The 18,500-nt window shown below is 67.4% G+C and carries 22 protein-coding genes; 14 read left to right on the top strand and 8 right to left on the bottom strand.

Annotation, left to right across the window (positions count from 1 at the left end; translation table 11 throughout):
- Positions 1 to 12: 12 nt before the first annotated feature.
- The gene (infA, locus tag AC1DZT_RS13375; RefSeq protein ID WP_008028414.1) at positions 13 to 231 is read right to left on the bottom strand and encodes a translation initiation factor IF-1; all 219 of its coding nucleotides are present in this window, start codon (positions 229 to 231) and stop codon (positions 13 to 15) included.
- A gap of 197 nt (positions 232 to 428) precedes the next feature.
- On the opposite strand from infA, the gene AC1DZT_RS13370 reads away from it, so the two are divergent.
- On the top strand, positions 429 to 1,316 hold the full coding sequence (locus AC1DZT_RS13370; RefSeq protein WP_478007131.1) for a cation diffusion facilitator family transporter: 888 nt from the start codon (positions 429 to 431) through the stop codon (positions 1,314 to 1,316).
- A 105-nt stretch (positions 1,317 to 1,421) separates the two neighbouring features.
- On the opposite strand, the gene AC1DZT_RS13365 is transcribed toward AC1DZT_RS13370, so the two are convergent.
- Both AC1DZT_RS13365 and AC1DZT_RS13360 read right to left on the bottom strand, forming a co-directional pair.
- Positions 1,422 to 2,066: a ChrR family anti-sigma-E factor gene (locus AC1DZT_RS13365; RefSeq protein WP_478007411.1), complete on the bottom strand. Its 645-nt coding sequence runs from the start codon at positions 2,064 to 2,066 to the stop codon at positions 1,422 to 1,424.
- 5 nt (positions 2,067 to 2,071) lie between these two features.
- Positions 2,072 to 2,629 carry a sigma-70 family RNA polymerase sigma factor gene (locus AC1DZT_RS13360; protein WP_478007130.1) on the bottom strand — a complete coding sequence of 186 codons (558 nt, stop codon included), beginning with the start codon at positions 2,627 to 2,629 and terminating at the stop codon, positions 2,072 to 2,074.
- 238 nt (positions 2,630 to 2,867) lie between these two features.
- On the opposite strand from AC1DZT_RS13360, the gene AC1DZT_RS13355 reads away from it, so the two are divergent.
- From AC1DZT_RS13355 to AC1DZT_RS13340, 4 genes are read left to right on the top strand one after another with little or no spacing between them, the layout of a single operon-like run.
- Positions 2,868 to 4,160 (top strand): NAD(P)/FAD-dependent oxidoreductase, encoded by a 1,293-nt coding sequence (locus AC1DZT_RS13355; protein WP_478007129.1) that lies wholly within the window; start codon positions 2,868 to 2,870, stop codon positions 4,158 to 4,160.
- Complete coding sequence (locus AC1DZT_RS13350) at positions 4,157 to 4,900, top strand: DUF1365 domain-containing protein (protein WP_478007128.1); 744 nt, start codon at positions 4,157 to 4,159, stop codon at positions 4,898 to 4,900. The genes AC1DZT_RS13355 and AC1DZT_RS13350 overlap by 4 nt, the downstream gene beginning before the upstream one ends.
- Positions 4,900 to 5,466, top strand: a complete 567-nt coding sequence (locus AC1DZT_RS13345) for a DUF3833 domain-containing protein (protein ID WP_478007127.1) — start codon at positions 4,900 to 4,902, stop codon at positions 5,464 to 5,466. Before AC1DZT_RS13350 ends, AC1DZT_RS13345 begins: the two co-directional genes overlap by 1 nt.
- Positions 5,463 to 6,200: an SDR family NAD(P)-dependent oxidoreductase gene (locus AC1DZT_RS13340; RefSeq protein WP_478007126.1), complete on the top strand. Its 738-nt coding sequence runs from the start codon at positions 5,463 to 5,465 to the stop codon at positions 6,198 to 6,200. Before AC1DZT_RS13345 ends, AC1DZT_RS13340 begins: the two co-directional genes overlap by 4 nt.
- Before the next feature lie 13 nt (positions 6,201 to 6,213).
- Here the strand turns inward: AC1DZT_RS13340 and AC1DZT_RS13335 are convergent, their stop codons facing one another.
- Positions 6,214 to 7,464 (bottom strand): RsmB/NOP family class I SAM-dependent RNA methyltransferase, encoded by a 1,251-nt coding sequence (locus tag AC1DZT_RS13335; RefSeq protein ID WP_478007125.1) that lies wholly within the window; start codon positions 7,462 to 7,464, stop codon positions 6,214 to 6,216.
- Between the two features lie 82 nt (positions 7,465 to 7,546).
- Between AC1DZT_RS13335 and AC1DZT_RS13330 the strand changes: the two genes are divergently transcribed.
- Entirely contained in the window at positions 7,547 to 7,738 is a 192-nt protein-coding gene (locus tag AC1DZT_RS13330) for a DUF1674 domain-containing protein (RefSeq protein ID WP_478007124.1), read from the top strand.
- A 93-nt stretch (positions 7,739 to 7,831) separates the two neighbouring features.
- On the opposite strand, the gene AC1DZT_RS13325 is transcribed toward AC1DZT_RS13330, so the two are convergent.
- From AC1DZT_RS13325 to rbfA, 4 genes are read right to left on the bottom strand one after another with little or no spacing between them, the layout of a single operon-like run.
- A complete protein-coding gene (locus AC1DZT_RS13325) occupies positions 7,832 to 8,338 on the bottom strand; it encodes a DUF1643 domain-containing protein (protein WP_478007410.1) in 507 nt (168 codons plus the stop codon).
- A gap of 8 nt (positions 8,339 to 8,346) precedes the next feature.
- Positions 8,347 to 9,252 (bottom strand): tRNA pseudouridine(55) synthase TruB, encoded by a 906-nt coding sequence (gene truB, locus AC1DZT_RS13320; protein WP_478007123.1) that lies wholly within the window; start codon positions 9,250 to 9,252, stop codon positions 8,347 to 8,349.
- Positions 9,253 to 9,255: 3 nt separating this feature from the next.
- Positions 9,256 to 9,975, bottom strand: coding sequence for a phosphodiester glycosidase family protein (locus AC1DZT_RS13315; RefSeq protein WP_478007409.1), 720 nt, complete (start codon positions 9,973 to 9,975; stop codon positions 9,256 to 9,258).
- 4 nt (positions 9,976 to 9,979) lie between these two features.
- The gene (gene rbfA, locus AC1DZT_RS13310) at positions 9,980 to 10,420 is read right to left on the bottom strand and encodes a 30S ribosome-binding factor RbfA (RefSeq protein WP_478007122.1); all 441 of its coding nucleotides are present in this window, start codon (positions 10,418 to 10,420) and stop codon (positions 9,980 to 9,982) included.
- Between the two features lie 169 nt (positions 10,421 to 10,589).
- On the opposite strand from rbfA, the gene dapB reads away from it, so the two are divergent.
- The 8 genes from dapB (at position 10,590) to AC1DZT_RS13270 (ending at position 18,500) form a co-directional block, all read left to right on the top strand.
- The gene (gene dapB, locus AC1DZT_RS13305) at positions 10,590 to 11,399 is read left to right on the top strand and encodes a 4-hydroxy-tetrahydrodipicolinate reductase (protein WP_478007121.1); all 810 of its coding nucleotides are present in this window, start codon (positions 10,590 to 10,592) and stop codon (positions 11,397 to 11,399) included.
- 225 nt (positions 11,400 to 11,624) lie between these two features.
- Complete coding sequence (gene rpsO / locus AC1DZT_RS13300; protein WP_478007120.1) at positions 11,625 to 11,894, top strand: 30S ribosomal protein S15; 270 nt, start codon at positions 11,625 to 11,627, stop codon at positions 11,892 to 11,894.
- A 96-nt stretch (positions 11,895 to 11,990) separates the two neighbouring features.
- Entirely contained in the window at positions 11,991 to 12,218 is a 228-nt protein-coding gene (locus AC1DZT_RS13295; RefSeq protein ID WP_478007119.1) for a hypothetical protein, read from the top strand.
- Between the two features lie 87 nt (positions 12,219 to 12,305).
- The gene (locus tag AC1DZT_RS13290; protein ID WP_478007118.1) at positions 12,306 to 13,190 is read left to right on the top strand and encodes a DMT family transporter; all 885 of its coding nucleotides are present in this window, start codon (positions 12,306 to 12,308) and stop codon (positions 13,188 to 13,190) included.
- 156 nt (positions 13,191 to 13,346) lie between these two features.
- Positions 13,347 to 15,488, top strand: coding sequence for a polyribonucleotide nucleotidyltransferase (pnp, locus tag AC1DZT_RS13285; RefSeq protein WP_478007117.1), 2,142 nt, complete (start codon positions 13,347 to 13,349; stop codon positions 15,486 to 15,488).
- A gap of 84 nt (positions 15,489 to 15,572) precedes the next feature.
- Entirely contained in the window at positions 15,573 to 16,514 is a 942-nt protein-coding gene (locus AC1DZT_RS13280) for an O-fucosyltransferase family protein (RefSeq protein ID WP_478007116.1), read from the top strand.
- Between the two features lie 115 nt (positions 16,515 to 16,629).
- Entirely contained in the window at positions 16,630 to 17,688 is a 1,059-nt protein-coding gene (locus AC1DZT_RS13275) for a glycosyltransferase (RefSeq protein WP_478007115.1), read from the top strand.
- Complete coding sequence (locus AC1DZT_RS13270) at positions 17,685 to 18,500, top strand: glycosyltransferase family 2 protein (RefSeq protein WP_478007114.1); 816 nt, start codon at positions 17,685 to 17,687, stop codon at positions 18,498 to 18,500. The genes AC1DZT_RS13275 and AC1DZT_RS13270 overlap by 4 nt, the downstream gene beginning before the upstream one ends.

Genomic DNA, 18,500 nt, shown 5'->3' with positions numbered 1-18,500 from the left:
AGCGATCCGCGCTCACTTGAACCGGTAGTTGATACGGCCTTTCGACAGGTCGTAGGGGGTCATCTCGACCTGCACCTTGTCACCTGCCAGAACACGGATGCGGTTCTTGCGCATCTTGCCTGCCATCACCGCGATCAATTCATGGCCATTGTCGAGTTCAACCTTGAATGTCGCGTTGGGCAGGAGTTCTTTCACGACACCGGGGAATTCGAGAAGTTCTTCCTTGGCCATGGTCTCTCCAAATAGGGTTGGCCCGCGTCCGGAGGGGTCGCAGGCGTGGCGGCCATATGCGCCTGTTTTTGGGCCGTTTCAAGAGGAAAGTGGGGGATAAGCCCGCTCTGCTGCAGATGCAGCTTGCCAAGATGCTTGAACCCGGGGAAGGGCTGCGTTAGGTCGCGCTTCTTTCGCAGGAACCAAGAGGGCCGGTCATGACCAAAGTCGTCAAAATCGGGATCGGCAGCATCGTTCTGGGGCTGGTGGTCCTGGGGCTGAAGCTGGTGGCCTGGGCGATGACCGGGTCGGTCGCGCTTCTGTCGGATGCCTTGGAAAGCACGGTCAACGTGGTGACGGCGATCGCGGCCCTGGCGGCGATCCGGGTCGCGGCCCTGCCGGCCGATGCGAACCACCCCTACGGCCACCACAAGGCCGAGCTGTTTTCGGCCATCCTCGAAGGGGTGATGATCATCGTGGCGGCGCTGGTGATCCTGCATCAGGCCTGGGGCGCGCTGCAGGCGCCCCGCGCGCTGGAGGCGCCTTTGCGCGGGCTTCTGGTCAACGGGGCGGCCTCGGTGCTGAACGCGGTCTGGGCCTGGGTGCTGATCCACCATGGCCGGCGGGCGCGCTCACCGGCGCTGGTGGCCGATGGCAAGCACCTCTACCTCGATGTCGTCTCCTCGGTCGTGGTCACCCTCGGCGTGCTTCTGGCGATCGAGACCGGCTGGTCCTGGCTCGACCCGGCGCTGGCCGCGCTGGTGGCGCTCAACATCCTGTGGTCGGGCTGGCGGGTGATGCAGGAAAGCCTCTCGGGCCTCCTGGACGAATCGCTCTCGGGCGAGGTGCTCTCCGAAGTGCGCCGCGTCATCGCGACCGAGGCGGTGGGTGCCGTCGAGGCGCATGATCTGCGCACCCGCGCCGCCGGCGCCGCCACCTTCATCGAATTCCACCTCGTCGTCCCCGGCGCCATCACCGTGTCCGAGGCGCATGACATGTGCGACCGCGTCGAGGCCGGCCTGAAGGCGTTGGTCGAAGGCTGCATCGTCACCATCCATGTCGAGCCCGAATTCAAGGCCAAACACAGCGGCATCGTCGTCCTCTGACCCGAAGTCGCCCCCCGGCCCCCCCGTCTTCATTGGTCCATAAATATCCCACGGGGGTGCGGGGGTGTGAAACCCCCGCTCCGCCAGATCGACCAGCACCCCGCCTCAGATCCGGAACAGGGGCTGCAACAACCGCGGCAAGAAGGCGTTGAACCGCAAGGGCGCATCGGTTGCCGCGAGGCAGATGCAATCCTCGCCCGCCTCGGCCACCGGCGTATGTTCCAGCTCTTCGCCGGCAATCTCCAGATCGCCCGGCCCGAAGCGGTCGGTCGCATCGCGGAAGGCGCCGCGCAGGACGAGGGTCAGCTCGGTGCCGCGGTGGCCGTGGTCGGGGACCGCCTGGCCCGCCGGGATGAACAGCAACCGGGCCGAGGCGCGGCGCGAGGTGGGCAGGATCGCCTGGCGCACCCCCATGCCAAGGCTGCGCCATTTCACCTGGTCCAGATCGCCGCCGATGTAATCCAGCACCGGCGCGGGAAGCGCGCCCGTGCGGCGCTGCGGCGGCAGCGGGGCCGCGGCCACCGGCGCCTCCAGCCGCGCCATGACGCGGGCCAGGCTGTCATCGCTCATCGCGACTGCCGGCGTCGCGTCGATCACCGCGCCGCCCAGCGCCTCGAAGGCGGCGGCCCGGGCGCGGCATTCGTCGCACATCGAGATATGGGTGGCCACGACCAGCCCGAAGGCCTCGGGCAGGGTCCCCGCGGCATAGTTCCTCAGGAGGGCGTCGTTCAGGTGGTGCCTGATCTGCATCATCGTCAGCTTTCACTCATGCGGGCGCGCAGGCGGTCGAGGGCCAGCCTGATCCGCGATTTGATCGTGCCCAGGGGCAATCCGGTTTCCGAGGCGATCTCGGAATGCGAGAGGTCGCCGTAAAAGGCCCGCTGGATCAGGCTGCGCTGCTTTTCGGGCAGGTCGGCCAGGGCGGCGGTCAAGAGGCGGCTTTCCTCGGCGGCGGCGTAGATTTCGGCCTGGTCGGGCTCTTCCGAGCGGTCCCAGGGCGCGGCTTCGGGTTCGGGGCGGCGGTCGCGGCGGATCATGTCGATCATCCGGTTGCGCGCGATGGTGAAGACCCAAGTGGCGACCGAGGCGCGTTCGGCGTCGAACTGGCCCGCCTTGTGCCAGAGGGTCGCCATCACATCCTGGGCGCATTCCTCGGCCAGCGCCGCCCCGGCGCCCGATTTCATCAGGTAAGCCTTCACGCGGGGCCCGAAATGCCGGAACAGCGCGGCAAAGGCCGCGCGGTCGCCGCGGTCGCGCACCGCCAGCATCAGCGCCGTCCAGTCGGTCTCTTGCCCGAGGCTCACCCCTTGCATCCCCTTTGCCCGCGCAACCACCTCTGCGCTCCCCCGCGCACCATAGGGGCGCGGGGTCTGGCGTCCATGCCGTATTTCAAAGGGGGGCGTTTCCATCAACATGAAACTTCTACGCAGGCCCGCCGTAACTGGATCAGTAGCTGGATCACAAGGGCCGGATCAAAGGGCGGGGCTGGAAATTTTGCTGATCCAATCGCGCCTTGCCCGCGTAACATCTTAAAACCATAAGGGAGCCGCCATGCCATTCGAGACCTCTTCCGCCCCGTCGCGCCGGATCGCCGTCATCGGCGGCGGCATCTCCGGGATGGCCGCTGCCCATCTTCTGGCGGGCGATCACGCGGTGGTTCTCTTCGAGGCGGGGGCGCGGCTCGGGGGCCATGCCCATACCGTGATGGCGGGCAAGCGGGGCGATCAGCCGGTGGACATGGGTTTCATCGTCTTCAACCGGGTGAATTACCCGCTGCTCTGCGGGCTGTTCGACAAGCTTGGCGTGCCGATGGTCGAAAGCGACATGAGCTTTGGCTGCTCGATCCAGGGCGGCAAGCTGGAATATGGCTTGCGCAACCTCAATGCCCTCCTCGCACAGCGCCGCAACCTCCTGAACCCGAGCTATGCGCGGATGCTGGTCGATATCCTGCGCTTTCACCGCGAGGCGGATCAGGTGATCACCCAGGGCATGACGCTCGGCGGCCTTCTGTCCACCATGCGCCTTTCGGATGCCTTTCGCGACAATTACATCGCGCCCTTTACCGGGGCCATCTGGTCCACCCCCGCCGCCGGCATGATGGATTTCCCGGCCGAGGCGCTGATCCGCTTCTTCAAGAACCACGGGCTGATGGGGGTTTTCAAGCATCATCAATGGTATACGGTGAAGGGCGGCTCCGTCGAATATGTCTCGCGGCTGGAGGCGGATCTCACCCGGCACGGCGTCGACATCCGCCTCGGCGCGCCGGTGGCCGCCGTCCGCCGCGTGCCGCAGGGCGTGACGATCCGGGCCGAGGGCGGCGACTGGGAGGCCTTTGACGAGGTGATCTTCGCCACCCATTCCGACGACACGCTGCGCCTTCTCTCCGATGCCACCGGGGCCGAACGCGCCGCCCTTTCGGCGGTCAGCTACCAGCCGAACGAGGCGATCCTGCATGCCGATCCCAGCCAGATGCCCCGCTCGCGCCGGGCCTGGTCCAGCTGGAACTATGCCGAGCCGGCCGGCCCGCGCCCCGACCGCATCGATCTGACCTACTGGATGAACTCGCTTCAGCCGATCCCGCAGGACGACCCCCTCTTCGTGACGCTGAACCCCAACCGCCCGATCCGGGAAGAGCTGATCCATGCGGTCAAGACCTTCCGCCACCCGGTCTTCGACCATGCCGCGCTGGCGGCGCAGGGCAAAATTCGCGCGATGAACGGCCAGTCCTCGACCTGGTTCTGCGGCGCCTGGATGCGCAACGGCTTTCACGAGGACGGCTTCGCCTCGGCGGCCGAGGTGGTCACCGCCCTGCGCGCCAGCCTGCCGCTGCGCGAGGTCGCATGAGCGTGCTCCACCTCCCCGGCCAGACGACCCATGCCCGCAAGGGGCAGATCGCCAATGCCTTCCGTTATGGCGTGGATTACCTGCTTTTGGATGCCGAGGGGCAGGGTGGCCCGCGCCTCTTTTCGCGCAACCGCCGCAATCTGGCGGCGATCCACGATGCCGACCATGGCGGCGCGCCGGGGCAGGGGCGCGGTCCCCTCTGGGTGCGCGAGGTGCTGGCGCGTCACGACCTTCCCGCACCCTCCCGCATCCGCCTTCTGGCCCAGCCGCGCATCTTCGGCCATGTCTTCAACCCGGTGGCCTTCTGGCTGTGCGAGGATGACACCGGCCTGCGCGTGATGATTGCCGAGGTGACCAACACCTATGGCGACCGCCATTCCTACCTTTGCCACCGCGAGGATCTGGCCCCGATCGGGCCGGAAGACCGTCTGACCGCACGGAAGATCTTCCATGTCTCGCCCTTTCAGACCGTGGCGGGCGGCTATGTCTTTCGCGTCGATCTGCGACAGGACCGCCTGCGCATCGTCATCGACTTCACCGCCGGGGCCGAGGGGCTGACCGCCACGCTCTCCGGCCCGCTCCGCCCCCTGACCAATGCGGGCCTTCTGGCCGCCATGCTGCGCCGCCCCTTCGGCGCGCGCCGGGTGCTGGCGCTGATCCACTGGCAGGCGCTGAAACTGGCGCTCAAGGGCGCCGCCTTCCGCCCCCGCCCAAAGCCCCCCGAACAGGAGGTGTCGTGATGCTGCCGCTCCTCGCCACCGGCTTTGTCGCAGGCCTTGCCGCCAGTCTGGGGGCGGCGCTTGCCCTGCCGCGGATCGCGGGCTTTCGCAGCCAGCGCCTCGCCGATTTCGCGGGCAAAGGCCCGCAGTTCGACCCGCGCCAGCACCTTTCCGGCCCGATCCTCTGCGAGGGGATGATCTATGGCCCGCTGGGCCGCCTCACCTCGCGCTTCGTCGCGGATATGGAGGGGCGATGGACGGGCAATCGCGCCAGCCTGACCGAGGAGTTCACCTATGACAGCGGCGCCCGGCAGAACCGAGCCTGGGCGCTGACCCTGGGCAACAACGGCGCGATCCGGGCCGAGGCCGAGGACATCGTCGGCCCCGGCATCGGCCGTTGCGAGGGCCCGGCCTGCCAGATGCGCTACCGCCTGCGCCTGCCCGCCGAGGCGGGCGGCCATCTCTTGGATGTCGAGGACTGGATGTACCTCGCCCCCAATGGCACGATCCTGAACCGCAGCCAGTTCCGCAAATTCGGCGTCAAGGTGGCCGAGCTGATCGCCACCATGCGCCCGGCCGCGCGATGACGGACCTGCGGGGCAAAAGCTACTGGCTCATCGGCGCTTCGGAGGGCCTCGGTCTGGCCGTGGCCCGGCAGATGCACGGGGCGGGGGCACGGCTGATCCTCTCCGCCCGCAATGCCGAGCGGCTGGCCGAGGTCTGCGCCAGCCTGCCCGGCGCGCGGGCTTTGCCGCTTGATGTCTGCGATGGCGATGCCGTGGCCCGCGCTGCGGCTGAGGCGGGGGCCGTTGACGGGATGATCTGGCTCGCCGGGGTCTATTGGCCAATGACGGCGCAAGCGGTTGAGGCGGACAAGCTCACCCAGATGGCCGAGGTCAATTTCACCGGCTGTGCCAGGCTTCTGGGCGCGGTCCTGCCGGGGATGGTGGCGCGGGGTCAGGGGCATATCGTGCTGACCGGCTCGCTGTCCGGATTTCGCGGCCTGCCCGGCGCGCTGGGGTATCAGGCGAGCAAGGCCGGCGTCATGGCCCTGGCCGAATGTCTTTACGCCGACCTGCGCGGCTCGGGCATCAAGGTGCAGCTCGCCAACCCCGGTTTCATCCGCACCAGGCTGACGGCGAAGAACGCCTTCGCCATGCCCTTTCTGATGGAGCCGGAGGAGGCCGCGGCGCAGATGATGACCCTGATGGCGGGCAAAAGCTTCAAGCGCAGCTTTCCCACGGTCTTCTCCTGGCTGTTCCGGCTTTCACAATTCCTGCCCGACTGGGCCTATTACCGGCTCTTTGCCCCGCAGAAATAGCAGAAATCCGATCTCAGCCCGGAATCTGCAGGCAAGCCATGTAGAACCCGTCCATCCCGCCGCGCTCGGCCCAATAATCCGGCCGCAGCCGAAGGCCCCGCTCGCCCATCCAGGCCGGGTCTATCCCCGCAACCTCGGGCCTCGTCATCACCAGCCCCGGATGGCGCGCCAAAGCGGCGGCCACCTGCGCCTCGCCCTCGTCCTGCAAAAGCGAGCAGGTGCAGTAGACCAGCCGCCCGCCCGGTTTGAGGAACCCCAGCGCCCGATCCAGAAGCCGCGCCTGCAGCTCCACCAGACCCGGAATGTCGCTGGCCTGGCGCAGGAAGGGCAGGTCGGGATGGCGGCGGATCGTGCCGGTGGCCGAACAGGGCGCATCCAGCAACACCGCGTCGAACAGGCCCTCGGGCTGCCATTGCAGAGCATCGGCGGTGACGATCTTCGCCGAGAGCTTCGTCCGCGCCAGGTTCTCGCGCAGCCGCGCCAGCCGCGGGCCAGAGATATCCAGCGCCGTCACCTCCGCCCCCGCGTCGGCCAGTTGCAGCGTCTTGCCGCCCGGCGCCGCGCAAAGGTCCAGCACCCGCAGGCCCGATACATCGCCCAACATCTTCACCGCCAAGGCCGCCGCCGCATCCTGCACCCAGAAGGCGCCCTCGGCATAGCCGGGCAGGGCCGAGACCTGGCCCCCCGGCGCCAGCCGCAGGCTGCCGGTCGGCAGGATCTCGGCGCCGGGGATGCTCTCGGCCGCCGTGCCGCGCCGCAGGGTCAGGTCGACCGGCGGTGTCGCAGCCTGGACCGCCTCCATCGCCGCCACCGCCACCTTGCCATAGCGCGCAACGAAAGCCTGCCGCATCCAGCCCGGCAGGCGCTGCACCGGGGCGCCGATCACCACCGGCGGGACGAACTTGCGCAGGACGGCATTGATCATCCCGGCGAGGCCCTGGGTCGTCTTGTCGCGCCGCGCCAGCTCCACGGCCGAATTCACCACGCCATGCGCCGCACCGCCCTCGGCGAGCTCGGTCACCGCCAGCCGCAGGATGTTCAGCGCGGCCAGGGGCGGTTCCTTGTGCAGATGGGCGCCCAGCATCCGGTCGATCGGCTCGGCCTGCCGCAGGACCGAGGAGGCCAGCCGCTGCGCCCGCGCCTTGTCGCCCGCCGAGAGGCCGGCCAGGGGCGCGTCACCCTGTTCCGCCAGCGAGGCGCCCTTTTCCAGCACCCCGCTCAGCAAAGCCAATACCGCCCGCCGTGCCGTCAAACCCTCTGCCATCGCGCGCCGCCCCTTGCCATCACTCTTGTCCTGATCTCCCTGCGCCTTATACAATAGGCCCGGCAATGCCAAGGAGAGGCCCATGTCAGACCCCCAAGCCCCCGCCGATCCACAGGACCTCCCCCCCGCCGCGCAACGCGCCCTGGCCGAGGCCGAGGCCCGCCGCGCCGCCGCCGACAAGACCCCGCTTCCCCCCGAACTCGGCGGCCCGAAGGGGCTGGAGCCGGTCCGCTACGGCGACTGGGAACGCAAAGGCCTCGCCGTCGATTTCTGACGCCCCCAAAATCCCCCCCGGCCCCCCCATTTCATTGGTCCATAAATATCCCACGGGGAGCGCGAGGGGTGTGAAACCCCTCGCTCCGCCGGTTCAGGCCCAGATCACCGGCTGGGTTTCATAGCCGATATACAGGGGATGTTTCGGCAGCCCGCCCTTGCTCAGCCCCAGATGGTGCAAGGGCCGCCCGGTCCCGCGCAACAGCGCCTCGACCGCCGCGCCGCGGCCCAGGTGCAGGCCATGGGTGCCCCAGGCGCAGATGACCCGGTCGGCCTCGGCGGCCATCTCGAGGATCGCCGCGTCATTCTCCGGCCCCACCGGATCGGGGGCGGCGCGCATCACCTTGGGGTCGGTGGCGCGATAGGCGAAGATATTGGCCACGGCAAAGCTGCCGAAGCCCAGGGTCCGCGCCCGCCGTTCGCAGCGCTCCACGGTGGGGTCGTTCTGCGTCTCGGTCGCGGTGGAGGGGTTCAGCATGACGAACAGCGCCCGCGCCGCCTGCGGCTCCCAAACCCGGATCAGGCGATAGCGATAGGCTTCATCGGGGGAATAGACCGCAAGGCTCGCCGCATCGCCCTTCTGATGCTGCCGGGTGATCAGGCCGGGCGTCATTCGGCATCAAGCACGAAAACCCGGCTTGGGTGGAACAGGCCAAGCTTCACCTCGCCCAGACCCAGGGCCTGGCCCTGATGCGCGGCCCAGACCTCGCCCTCGGCGCTGTCGAAGACCGCACCGGGGTTGCCGAGCCTGATCCGCCGCGCGCCATCGGCGGTGGCCTCGACCCGCGGCATATCGGCCAAGGCGGCCTCGATCGGCAGCAGCCGGCTCTCCAGCGTGCCCTCTTCGCCAAGGCGCAGGACCTCTTCCCACGTCAGCCCGTCTTCGGCGTCAAAGGGGCCGGACCAGGTCCGGCGCAGCCAATGGACATGGGCCAGCGTGCCCAGCGCGCGGCCCAGATCGCGGGCGATGGCGCGGACATAACCGCCCTTGCCGCAGACCATTTCCAGGACGACATGGTCAGGGTCCGGGCGCTCGACGATCTCCAGCGACTCAACCCACAAGGGCCTGGCGGCGAGTTCGAAGACCTCGCCCTCGCGCGCGAGGTCATAGGCCCGCGCGCCATCGACCTTGACGGCCGAGACTTGCGGCGGCACCTGCAAGATCTCGCCCCGGAAGGCGGCAAGCGCCTGGGCGATCGCCTCGGTCGTGGGGCGCAGATCGCTCGTCGCCAGCACCTCGCCCTCGGCATCGTCGCTGGTGGTCTCGGCGCCGAAGGTCACCTCGAAACGGTAGCATTTCAAGGCATCGGTCAGCACGGCCACGGTCTTGGTCGCCTCGCCGAAGGCCAGCGCCAGAACACCCGTCGCTGCCGGGTCCAGCGTGCCGGCATGGCCCGCCTTCTGCGCCTTCAAAAGCCATTTCACCTTGTTGACCACATCGGTCGAGCCCAGACCCGCCGGCTTGTCCACCACCAGCCAGCCCGAAAGCTTGCGGCCCTTCTTGGCGCGTCCCATGGCTCAGTTCTCCTCGACCAGACCGACGATGGGCCCGACGGCAAAGCCCGTACCGCGCCGCCCCAGATCCGCCGCATAAAGCCGCGAGATCGAGCCGTCGAAGTACAGCGCATTGGCTGCCCCCAAAGCGTCGCGGAAGAAGCGAGCGAAACGGTCGAAATTCACCGCCGAATCCGAGATGACGAACCAGGCCCGGCGCCCGTCGCGGCTGACGCCGACGCCGTTGCGGATGTGGAACGAATCCGAATCCGAGCGGAAGGCCGGGTGCAGCTTGCCGTCGATCACCAGCATCGGCCCCGATTGCGTCGCATAGCGGCAGTTGGCGGGTTTGGCGGCAAAGGCGCGGCTCTCGATCACGCGCAGCCGCGGCCCGATGCAGAAGACCCCGTTGGGCAGCAGGCCGAAGTTGCCCGGCCCGTCGGCGGTGACGATCTTGTGCTTTTCCTGGCCCTGCTCGACATAAAGCCCGACCGGGGACTGGTCCTCGTGGAACATGCCGGCATTCATCGCAAAGGCCAGATGCTGGCCCTTGGCCGCCAGATCGGCATCGACCCCGCTGAAGCCGCCATAGGGCTTGCCGCTGGCATCATTCAGGAACAGGCGCAGATCCTGACCGGCCCGCGCCTCGCAGGTGGTGAAGGGTGTGCCCTCGAAGGTGGAGGTGACACAGGCCGCCCCCGCCGGGCTGGCCATCAGGGCGAAAGCGAACAGAAGCGCGCGCATGGCGTCACGCGTCGCCATTCGGCTTTGCACCGCTCGGATCGTCCTCACCGTCCTCGGGGGCCGCCAGATCGCGCAGCACCGCCGGGTCAGAGAACATCCGCCGCGTCTCGTCCAGCCGGTCAAAGGTCTCGTCCCGGCGAAAGCGCAGATCGGGGGCATGGCGCAGGATGACCTCTTCCGAGACCTTCTTGCGGATGATGCCCTTGTGGCGCGACAGCGCCTCGATGGCGAGGTTGATGTCGCCGCTGCCCAGAAGAGGCATGACATAGACCGTCGCGATCTTGAGGTCGGAGGAGACCGAGACCTCGCCGATCGTGATCGACATGGCGTCGAAGGCCGGATCGTGGATCTCGCCACGCGACAGGATCTCCGACAGGCGGCGCCGGATCATTTCGCCCACGCGCAGCTGACGCTGGCCGGGCCCTCGGGATGTTTGTTTGACCATGGCGCTCCTTTAGGCCCAATTCGCCGCCACCGCAACTGCAAGGCCCGGGGGCCGGGGCCACTCCGGCAGGCTTTGGCACCCGGCGCGGCCTTCTGCCGCAAATCCGCGCCGTTTTCCTTGCAAAGCGCCCGCTGCTGGGCGAAAAGCCCTCAAGTTTCAGGAGGCGAAGATGAGCGACAAGCCCGGCATCGTGGTCACCGGCGCCTCGGGGCGCATGGGGCAAAGCCTCATCCGTCTGATCACGGCCTCCGACCGCTGGCAGCTGGTGGGCGCCATCGAGCGGGCCGGCAACCCTTGGCTCGGCCGCGACATCGGCGCCTGCATGGGGCTGGGCGATCTGGGGGTGACGGTCTCCGACGACCCCTTGCCCGCCTTCGCCCGCGCCCGCGCCCTGGTCGATTTTACCTCGCCTGCCGCCACCGTGGCCTTTGCCGGCCTCGCCGCCCAGGCCCGCCTCGTCCATGTCGTGGGCACCACGGGGCTGGAGGCTGAACACCACCGCCGCCTCGACCTTGCCGCGCCGCATGCCGTGGTCATCCAGGCCGGCAACATGAGCCTTGGCGTCAACCTGCTGACCCGCCTGACCCAGAAGGTCGCCCAGGCCCTGGATGAGGACTGGGACATCGAGATCGTCGAGGCGCATCACCGCATGAAGGTCGACGCCCCCTCGGGCACCGCCCTGATGCTGGGCCAGGCCGCCGCCACCGGCCGCGGCATCAGTCTGGAGGAGGCCAGGGTCTCCGGCCGCGACGGCATCACCGGCGCCCGCGCCCGCGGCACCATCGGCTTCTCCGCGATCCGCGGCGGCGATATCGTCGGCGAACACGACGTGATCTTCGCCGCCGATGGCGAGCGCATCACGCTCCGCCACGTCGCCACCGACCGCGGCATCTTCGCCCGGGGCGCGCTGCGCGCCGCGCTCTGGGGCCTCGACCAGAAGCCGGGCCGCTATGACATGATGGATGTGCTGGGCCTCTGACCCGCCCCGGTCAGACTCCCCCCCGCACCCCCCTTCATCCAGATCCAAATATCCCCGCCGGAGGCGCAGGCCCGCCACGGGCACAGCGGCAGGCCCCAAGAATCCACTTTCCTTTTCGCGCTTTTCCCCCTATAGGCCCGCATCCCCCCTGTCGGAGGGATGCCAAGGGCCTTGCTGGACGACATCCCGGCTCGTGCCGTCACACTCAACCTTTAGGAGATCCCGATGTCGATCACCGTTGAAGAAAAAGCCCGCCTGATCAAGGAATACGCGACCAAGGAAGGCGATACCGGTTCGCCGGAAGTCCAGGTTGCCATCCTGTCCTCGCGGATCGCGACCCTGACCGAACACTTCAAGTCGCACAAGAAAGACAACCATTCGCGTCGCGGCCTGCTGATGCAGGTGGCGCAGCGCCGCAAGCTCCTGGACTACCTCAAGTCCAAGGACGCCGCCCGCTACGCCGCGCTGATCGCACGCCTCGGCCTGCGTCGCTAAGCTTTCCCATCCGGGAAACCGCAACGCCCGTGGCGCAAGCCGCGGGCGTTTGCTTTTGTGCTATCGTCCGCCGGGGCAGGTCAGGAAGGGTTGCCGATGCTGATGGGATGGAACGCGCTGACCGGTTTTGCCACGCTGGTCTTTCTGGTGCTGTCCTTCATCGCCCATCCGCACTTGCGGCGCCGGATGCGGGCGGGCGCGGTGGCCAGTGGGCTGCTTTTCGCCAGTTTGCTGGCCGGGCCGCCCTTTGATGCGGTCGCGTGCGTGTTCCTGCTGGCGCTGGTGGTCTGTCTCGACTTCTTTGCCTTTCGCGAGATGCTCTAGACCCGTCTCCGCATACCGTCGCAATCCGCCCCGCAGATGTCGTGGCTGCCCGGTGCAGCCCGCGGCCCGCTCTGGCAGGGTGACGCCATGACCCTGCGCCCCTCTCCCCTGCTGTTTCTGGTGCTTGCCACCGGTTTGATCGTCACCTGGAGCTCGGGCTTCGTCGGCATCCGCTTCACCTCGGAGGTTGCGAGCGTGCCGCAGGTGCTGTTCTGGCGTTCCCTGGTCTCGGGACTAGGGCTTTTGCCGCTGGCCTTGCTGCGCGGACCGAAGATCACCCGCCGCGCGGTGATGGAGCAGGGGCTCTTCGCTTTTCTGGGGATGTTCCTGTACCTCGGCGGTTTCGCCCTTGCCATCGGCCAGCGCGTGCCGACCGGGCTGGTGGCCCTGATGGCCGATCTGGTGCCCCTGGCCATCGCGGTCCTGTCGGCGCCGATGCTGGGCCAGCCCTTGAGCGGGCGGCAATGGCTGGGCACCGGCATCGCCCTTCTGGGCGTGCTGGCGGTTTCGGCGGATGCGCTGGCCCTGGGGTCGGCGCCCGCCTGGGCCTATGGCCTGCCGATCCTCGGCATGGTGGCCTTTGCCTATGCGACGGTGTTGCAGGTGCGGGGCAGGGCCGTGGCGCTGGAGGTGCCGCAACGGCTGGCGCTGCAATGCCTGTGGGCCGCGCTGATGTTCGCGCCCTTCGCCGCCGCCTCGGGCGGGCTGGCCCCGCCACCGGGGCGCGATTTCGTGCTGGGCATAATCTGGCTGGTGGTGCTGGCGACCTATGGCTCCTGGGTGATCTACTTCGTCTTCCTCAGGCTCTACCCCGCCGCCATGGTCGCGGCCACGATCTACCTCTCGCCCCCGGTCACCATGATCTGGGCCTGGCTTCTCTTTGGCGAGCCATTGACCCTGACCATGGCCCTCGGCCTTCTTGTGACGCTTTCAGGCGTGGCGCTGGTGGCCGCGCGGGGGCATCAAGGCTAAACCTCTTCCCAAACCCCTATTTTTCCTGTATGCGCCCGCAATCTGCGACGTGAGGCCATGCCCCCGGCCACATGCGAAGGATTGGGGGGGCGGCGGCAATGGGGCCGCCAGACACGGACACCCGGAGCGCCGGGCTGATCCGAGAGGAAACGATACATGTTCAATATCACTACGAAATCAATCCAGTGGGGCAACGAAACGCTCACGCTGGAAACGGGCAAGGTTGCGCGTCAGGCTGATGGTTCGGTTGTTGCCACGCTTGGCGAAACCTCCGTCATGGCCAACGTGACCTTCGCCAAAGCGGCGAAACCCGGACAGGATTTCTTCCCCCTGACCGTGCATTACCAAGAGAAATACTACGCCGCCGGCAAGATCCCCGGCGGCTTCTTCAAACGTGAAGCCCGCCCCTCGGAAAAAGAGACCCTGGTCTCGCGCCTGATCGACCGTCCCTGCCGCCCGCTGTTTGTCGAAGGCTTCAAGAACGAAGTCCTCGTCATGGCGACCGTGCTGTCCTGCGACCTGGTCAACGACCCCGATATCGTCGCGATGATCGCCGCCTCCGCCGCGCTGACCATCTCGGGCGTGCCCTTCATGGGCCCGATCGCCGCGGCCCGCGTCGGCTTCACCAATGGCGCCTATGTGCTGAACCCGGCCATGGACGACATGACCCAGCTGCGCAAGAACCCCGAGCAGCGCCTTGACCTCGTCGTCGCCGGCACCAAGGACGCCGTGATGATGGTGGAATCCGAAGCTTACGAGCTGTCGGAAGAGGAAATGCTCGGCGCCGTCAAGTTCGGCCATGCCCAGATGCAGCCGGTCATCGACCTGATCATCGACTTCGCCGAAGTGGCCGCCAAAGAGCCCTTCGACTTCGCGCCGCCGGATATCTCGGCGCTCTTCGCCAAGGTGCAAGCCGCGGGCGAGGCGCAGATGCGCGCCGCTTTCGCGATCCGCGACAAGCAGGAACGCTCGAACGCGATTGACGCCGCCTCGGCTGCGATCAAGGCCGCGCTTTCGCCGGAAGACCTTGCCGACATCAACCTCGGCTCGGCGATCAAGAAGCTGGAAAGCTCGATCCTGCGCGGTGACATCATCAACGGTGGCGCCCGCATCGACGGCCGCGACAACAAGACCGTCCGCCCGATCGTCTGCGAAACCGGCCTTCTGCCGCGCACCCATGGTTCGGCCCTCTTCACCCGTGGCGAAACCCAAGGGCTGGTCGTGACCACCTTGGGCACCGGCGAAGACGAGCAGATCATCGACGCGCTGAACGGCAACACCCGTTCGAACTTCCTCTTGCACTACAACTTCCCGCCCTATTCGGTCGGCGAAGTGGGCCGCGTCGGTTCGCCCGGACGTCGTGAAATCGGCCATGGCAAGCTCGCCTGGCGCGCGCTGCAGGCGGTTCTGCCGGCTGCGACCGACTTCCCCTACACGATCCGTGTCGTCTCCGAGATCACCGAATCGAACGGCTCCTCCTCGATGGCTTCGGTCTGCGGTGGGTCGCTGTCGATGCTGGACGCGGGCGTGCCGCTGAAGGCGCCGGTGGCCGGTGTGGCCATGGGTCTGATCCTGGAAGACGACGGCCGCTTTGCCGTCTTGACCGACATCCTCGGCGACGAGGATCACCTCGGCGACATGGACTTCAAGGTGGCTGGCACCGAGAACGGCATCACCTCCCTCCAGATGGACATCAAGATTGCCGGCATCACGCCCGCGATCATGGAGCAGGCCCTGGCGCAAGCCAAGGACGGCCGGATGCACATCCTGGGCGAGATGGCCAAGTCGCTCTCCGGCCCGCAGGCTTTCTCGGCCTATGCGCCGAAGATCGAAACCATGTCGATCCCCACCGACAAGATCCGGGAAGTCATCGGCTCTGGCGGCAAGGTCATCCGCGAGATCGTCGAAGTCTCGGGCGCCAAGGTCGACATCAACGACGACGGCATGATCAAGATCGCGTCGAACGACGCGGCGGCGATCAAGAAGGCCTATGACATGATCTGGTCGATCGTGGCAGAGCCGGAAGAAGGCCATATCTACACCGGCAAGGTGGTGAAGCTGGTCGACTTCGGCGCCTTCGTGAACTTCTTCGGCAAGCGTGACGGCCTCGTCCATGTGAGCCAGATCGCCTCCAAGCGTCTGAACCACCCGAACGAGATCCTGAAGGAAGGCCAGGAGGTCAAGGTCAAGCTCCTCGGCTTCGACGAGCGCGGCAAGGTCCGTCTCGGCATGAAGATGGTCGATCAGGAAACCGGCCTGGAAATCACCGAGAAGAAGGAAGAGCCTTCCGAGGCCTGAACCCTTCTGTCCTTTCGGATCGATCCATGATCCTGTCTGCACCCGGGGCGTCAGCCTCGGGTGTTTTCTTCTGCGGGGGCTGCCATGCCGGATCTTTACCTTCTGCCGCGCGGCAATCTGGGCAACCAGATGTTGCAGCTGATCTATGCGACCAGCCTGCAGGACCGGGTCCCGGGCCTGCAGATCCGCGGCTATGACATGAAGCTCTGGCACCTCTCCCGCCCCGGCGCGCCGAGGTGGGAGTTTCTGACCCCCTCGCTCCATCTGCACAAGGGCGCGGGGCAGGGGGTGGAGGATCTTTTCCGCTCTGGCGCCCTGGCCCGGGCCAAGCTGCGCGACGTGCCGCTGACCTGCGACCTTTTCGCCCCGCCCGCCCGCTTTGCCAGCCTCTTCCCCCTGGTCGAGGGTCAGGCCCCCTCCACCGGCGCGGATGAGCTTCTGATCAATGTCCGTGGCGACGAGATCCTGAAAGCCGCCCATTCCGGCTATGGCCCGGTGCCTTTGGGCTGGTACGACCAGCTGATCGCAAGCACCGGGCTCAGGCCGGTCTTTCTGGGTCAGCTGTCGGACGATTACTATTCGGACCTCTTGCGCCGCCGCTACCCCGCCGCGCGGTTTGTGCCGAGCCGGGGCATCCTTGAAGATTTCACCGCGATCCGCCTGGCCCGGCATATCGCGATCAGCGTCAGCACCTTTTCCTGGCTTGCGGCCTGGATGTCCGGGGCCGAGACCATCCATCTGCCGATGCTGGGCATCTTCAACCCGGCGCAGCGGCCCGATGTCTGGATGCTGCCGCAGGATGACCCGCGCTACCGCTTCTACCAGTTCCCCCGCCGCGACTGGCAGGCCTCCGAGGCGCAAAGGGCGGCGCTGAGCGCGCCGATGCAGGCCCCCGAACTGACCCCCGCCGCGCTCACCAGCCTGCGCGCCGCCACCGATCTGGCCCGCAAGCCCGCCATCGCGGCCGCGCGCCGCAAGCTGGGCCGGCTTGCCATCCTCTCCCGCCTGCCGATGCCCGCGCGCTAGGCAAGCGCCGCCGACTTCACGCTGGACCTTTGCCATGGCAAGATGCGATGAAGGCGCGAAGATGGCCCTGGCGGCGGCAGGGCCGCCCCAGCCAAACCTTGCCGGAGATGCGAATTTGACCGCCAGAACCCTCAAAGTCATCCATTTCCACTTCGGCAAGGAGGGCGGGGCCGAGCGGTTTTTCGTCAAGCTGGCGCAGGCTTTGGACCGGCGCGGGGTGGAGCAGCGCTTCATCATCCGCCCGAACCGCAGTTGGGATCATCACGTCGCCAACCTCGGCCCGGTGCTGCGCAACAATTTCAGCCGCCTGTCGCCGCTGTCGGCCCTCCTGCATTTCCAGGCCGACCGCTGGGTGAGGGAGTGGCAGCCCGATGCCGTCATGGCCTGGATGCCGCGCGCGGCGCGGCTGATGCATCGCTGGCCGGGGGTGGTGAAACTGGCGCGGATGGGGGATTTTCCAGAAAACCTCAAACACTTCGGCAATTGCGATCTGCTCGTGGGCAATGTGCCCGGCATCGCGCAGAAATGCCGTGACCTGGGCTGGACCAAGCCCGCCCTGACCATCGCGAATTTCACCCCCGATGTGACGCCAAAGCCGATCCCCCGCGCCGCGCATGACACGCCTGAGGGGGTGTTCCTCGTGGCCGCAGGGGGCCGCTTCCAGCCGCGCAAGGCGCTTGACATGGCGGTGCGCGCCATCGCCCGCATCCCCGGCGCCTGGCTTTGGCTCATCGGCGACGGGGGCGAGCGCGACGACCTCGCCGCCCTGGCCAAGACCCTTGGCGTCAGCGACCGCGTCCGCTTCATCGGCTGGGTCGATGACCCGGTCCATCATATCGCCGCGGCGGATGTCTTCCTGATGCCCTCGCGCCACGAACCCCTGGGCAACCTGCTGCTCGAGGCCTGGGCTGCGGGCGTGCCCTCGGTTTCGACCCGCTCGGAAGGGCCAAGCTGGTACATGCGCGACGGGGTGGATGGGCTGATGGCCGATATCGACAACGACGCCCAGATCGCCGAGGCGCTGGTGCGCCTGCGCGACGACCCGGCCAAGGCGCGCGAATATGCTGTCAACGCCCGGCAAAGGCTGGATGATTTCCTGTCCGAAGACGCCGTCTGCCGCGATTATATGGCCGTCTTCCGCGGCAGCCTTCTCGGCCAGGGAGGGGCGGCATGACGCTTCCGATTTCCGCCTTCGTGATCTGCCAGAACGAAGAGCCCTATATCGAGCCCTGCATCCGCAGCCTGCACATGTGTGCCGAGATTGTCGTGGTCGACAGCGGCTCCACCGACCGCACGCTGGAGATCCTCGAGCGCCTCAAGGCCGAGGGCTTCCCCCTGCGCATCCTGTCGGAGACATGGCGCGGCTATGCCGGGCAGAAGCAATTCGCGCTGGAGCAGTGCCAGCAGCCCTGGTGCCTGTCGGTCGACAGTGACGAGCGGATCAGCCTGAAGCTTGCCGCCGACCTGCCGCGCCTGATTGCCAACCCCGATGTCACCGCCTGGCGCGTCACCCGCTACCCCTATCTCGGCGGGTTCGGCTATGCCCTGCCGCAGGCGAAAGAGCGGTTCAACGCCCGCCTCTTCCGCAACGGCAAGGCGCAGTTCGACCTGAAGGCCAAGGTCCACGAAGGCATCGTCACCCAAGGCCGCGTCGAGAAGGCCCCGAACGGCGGCCTTCTGCACTTTCGCCCGATCGGGATGAAAGAGCAGATCCTGAAGGAAAACAAATACTCCACCCTCAAGGCCGAGATGAAGGCCGAGCAGGGCAAGAAGGCGCAGCCCTGGAAGATGCTCCTCTCGCCGCCGCTCTATTTCCTGCGGCTCTATTTCCACAACGGCCTCTGGCGCTGTGGCTGGGCGGGCTTCGTCAATGCGGCGACCGGCGGCGTCTATGCCTTCCTGACCGAGGCGAAGCGCTGGGAACATGACGCCCTGCAGCAGCGCCCGGCGGTCGAGCCGGATTTCCGCGATCTGGACCAGTACTGA

Source organism: Rhodobacter sp. P1_C2 (genome assembly GCF_056406375.1).
The sequence above is the reverse complement of the archived record's forward strand: the minus strand, read 5'-3'. Positions and strand labels throughout refer to the sequence as shown.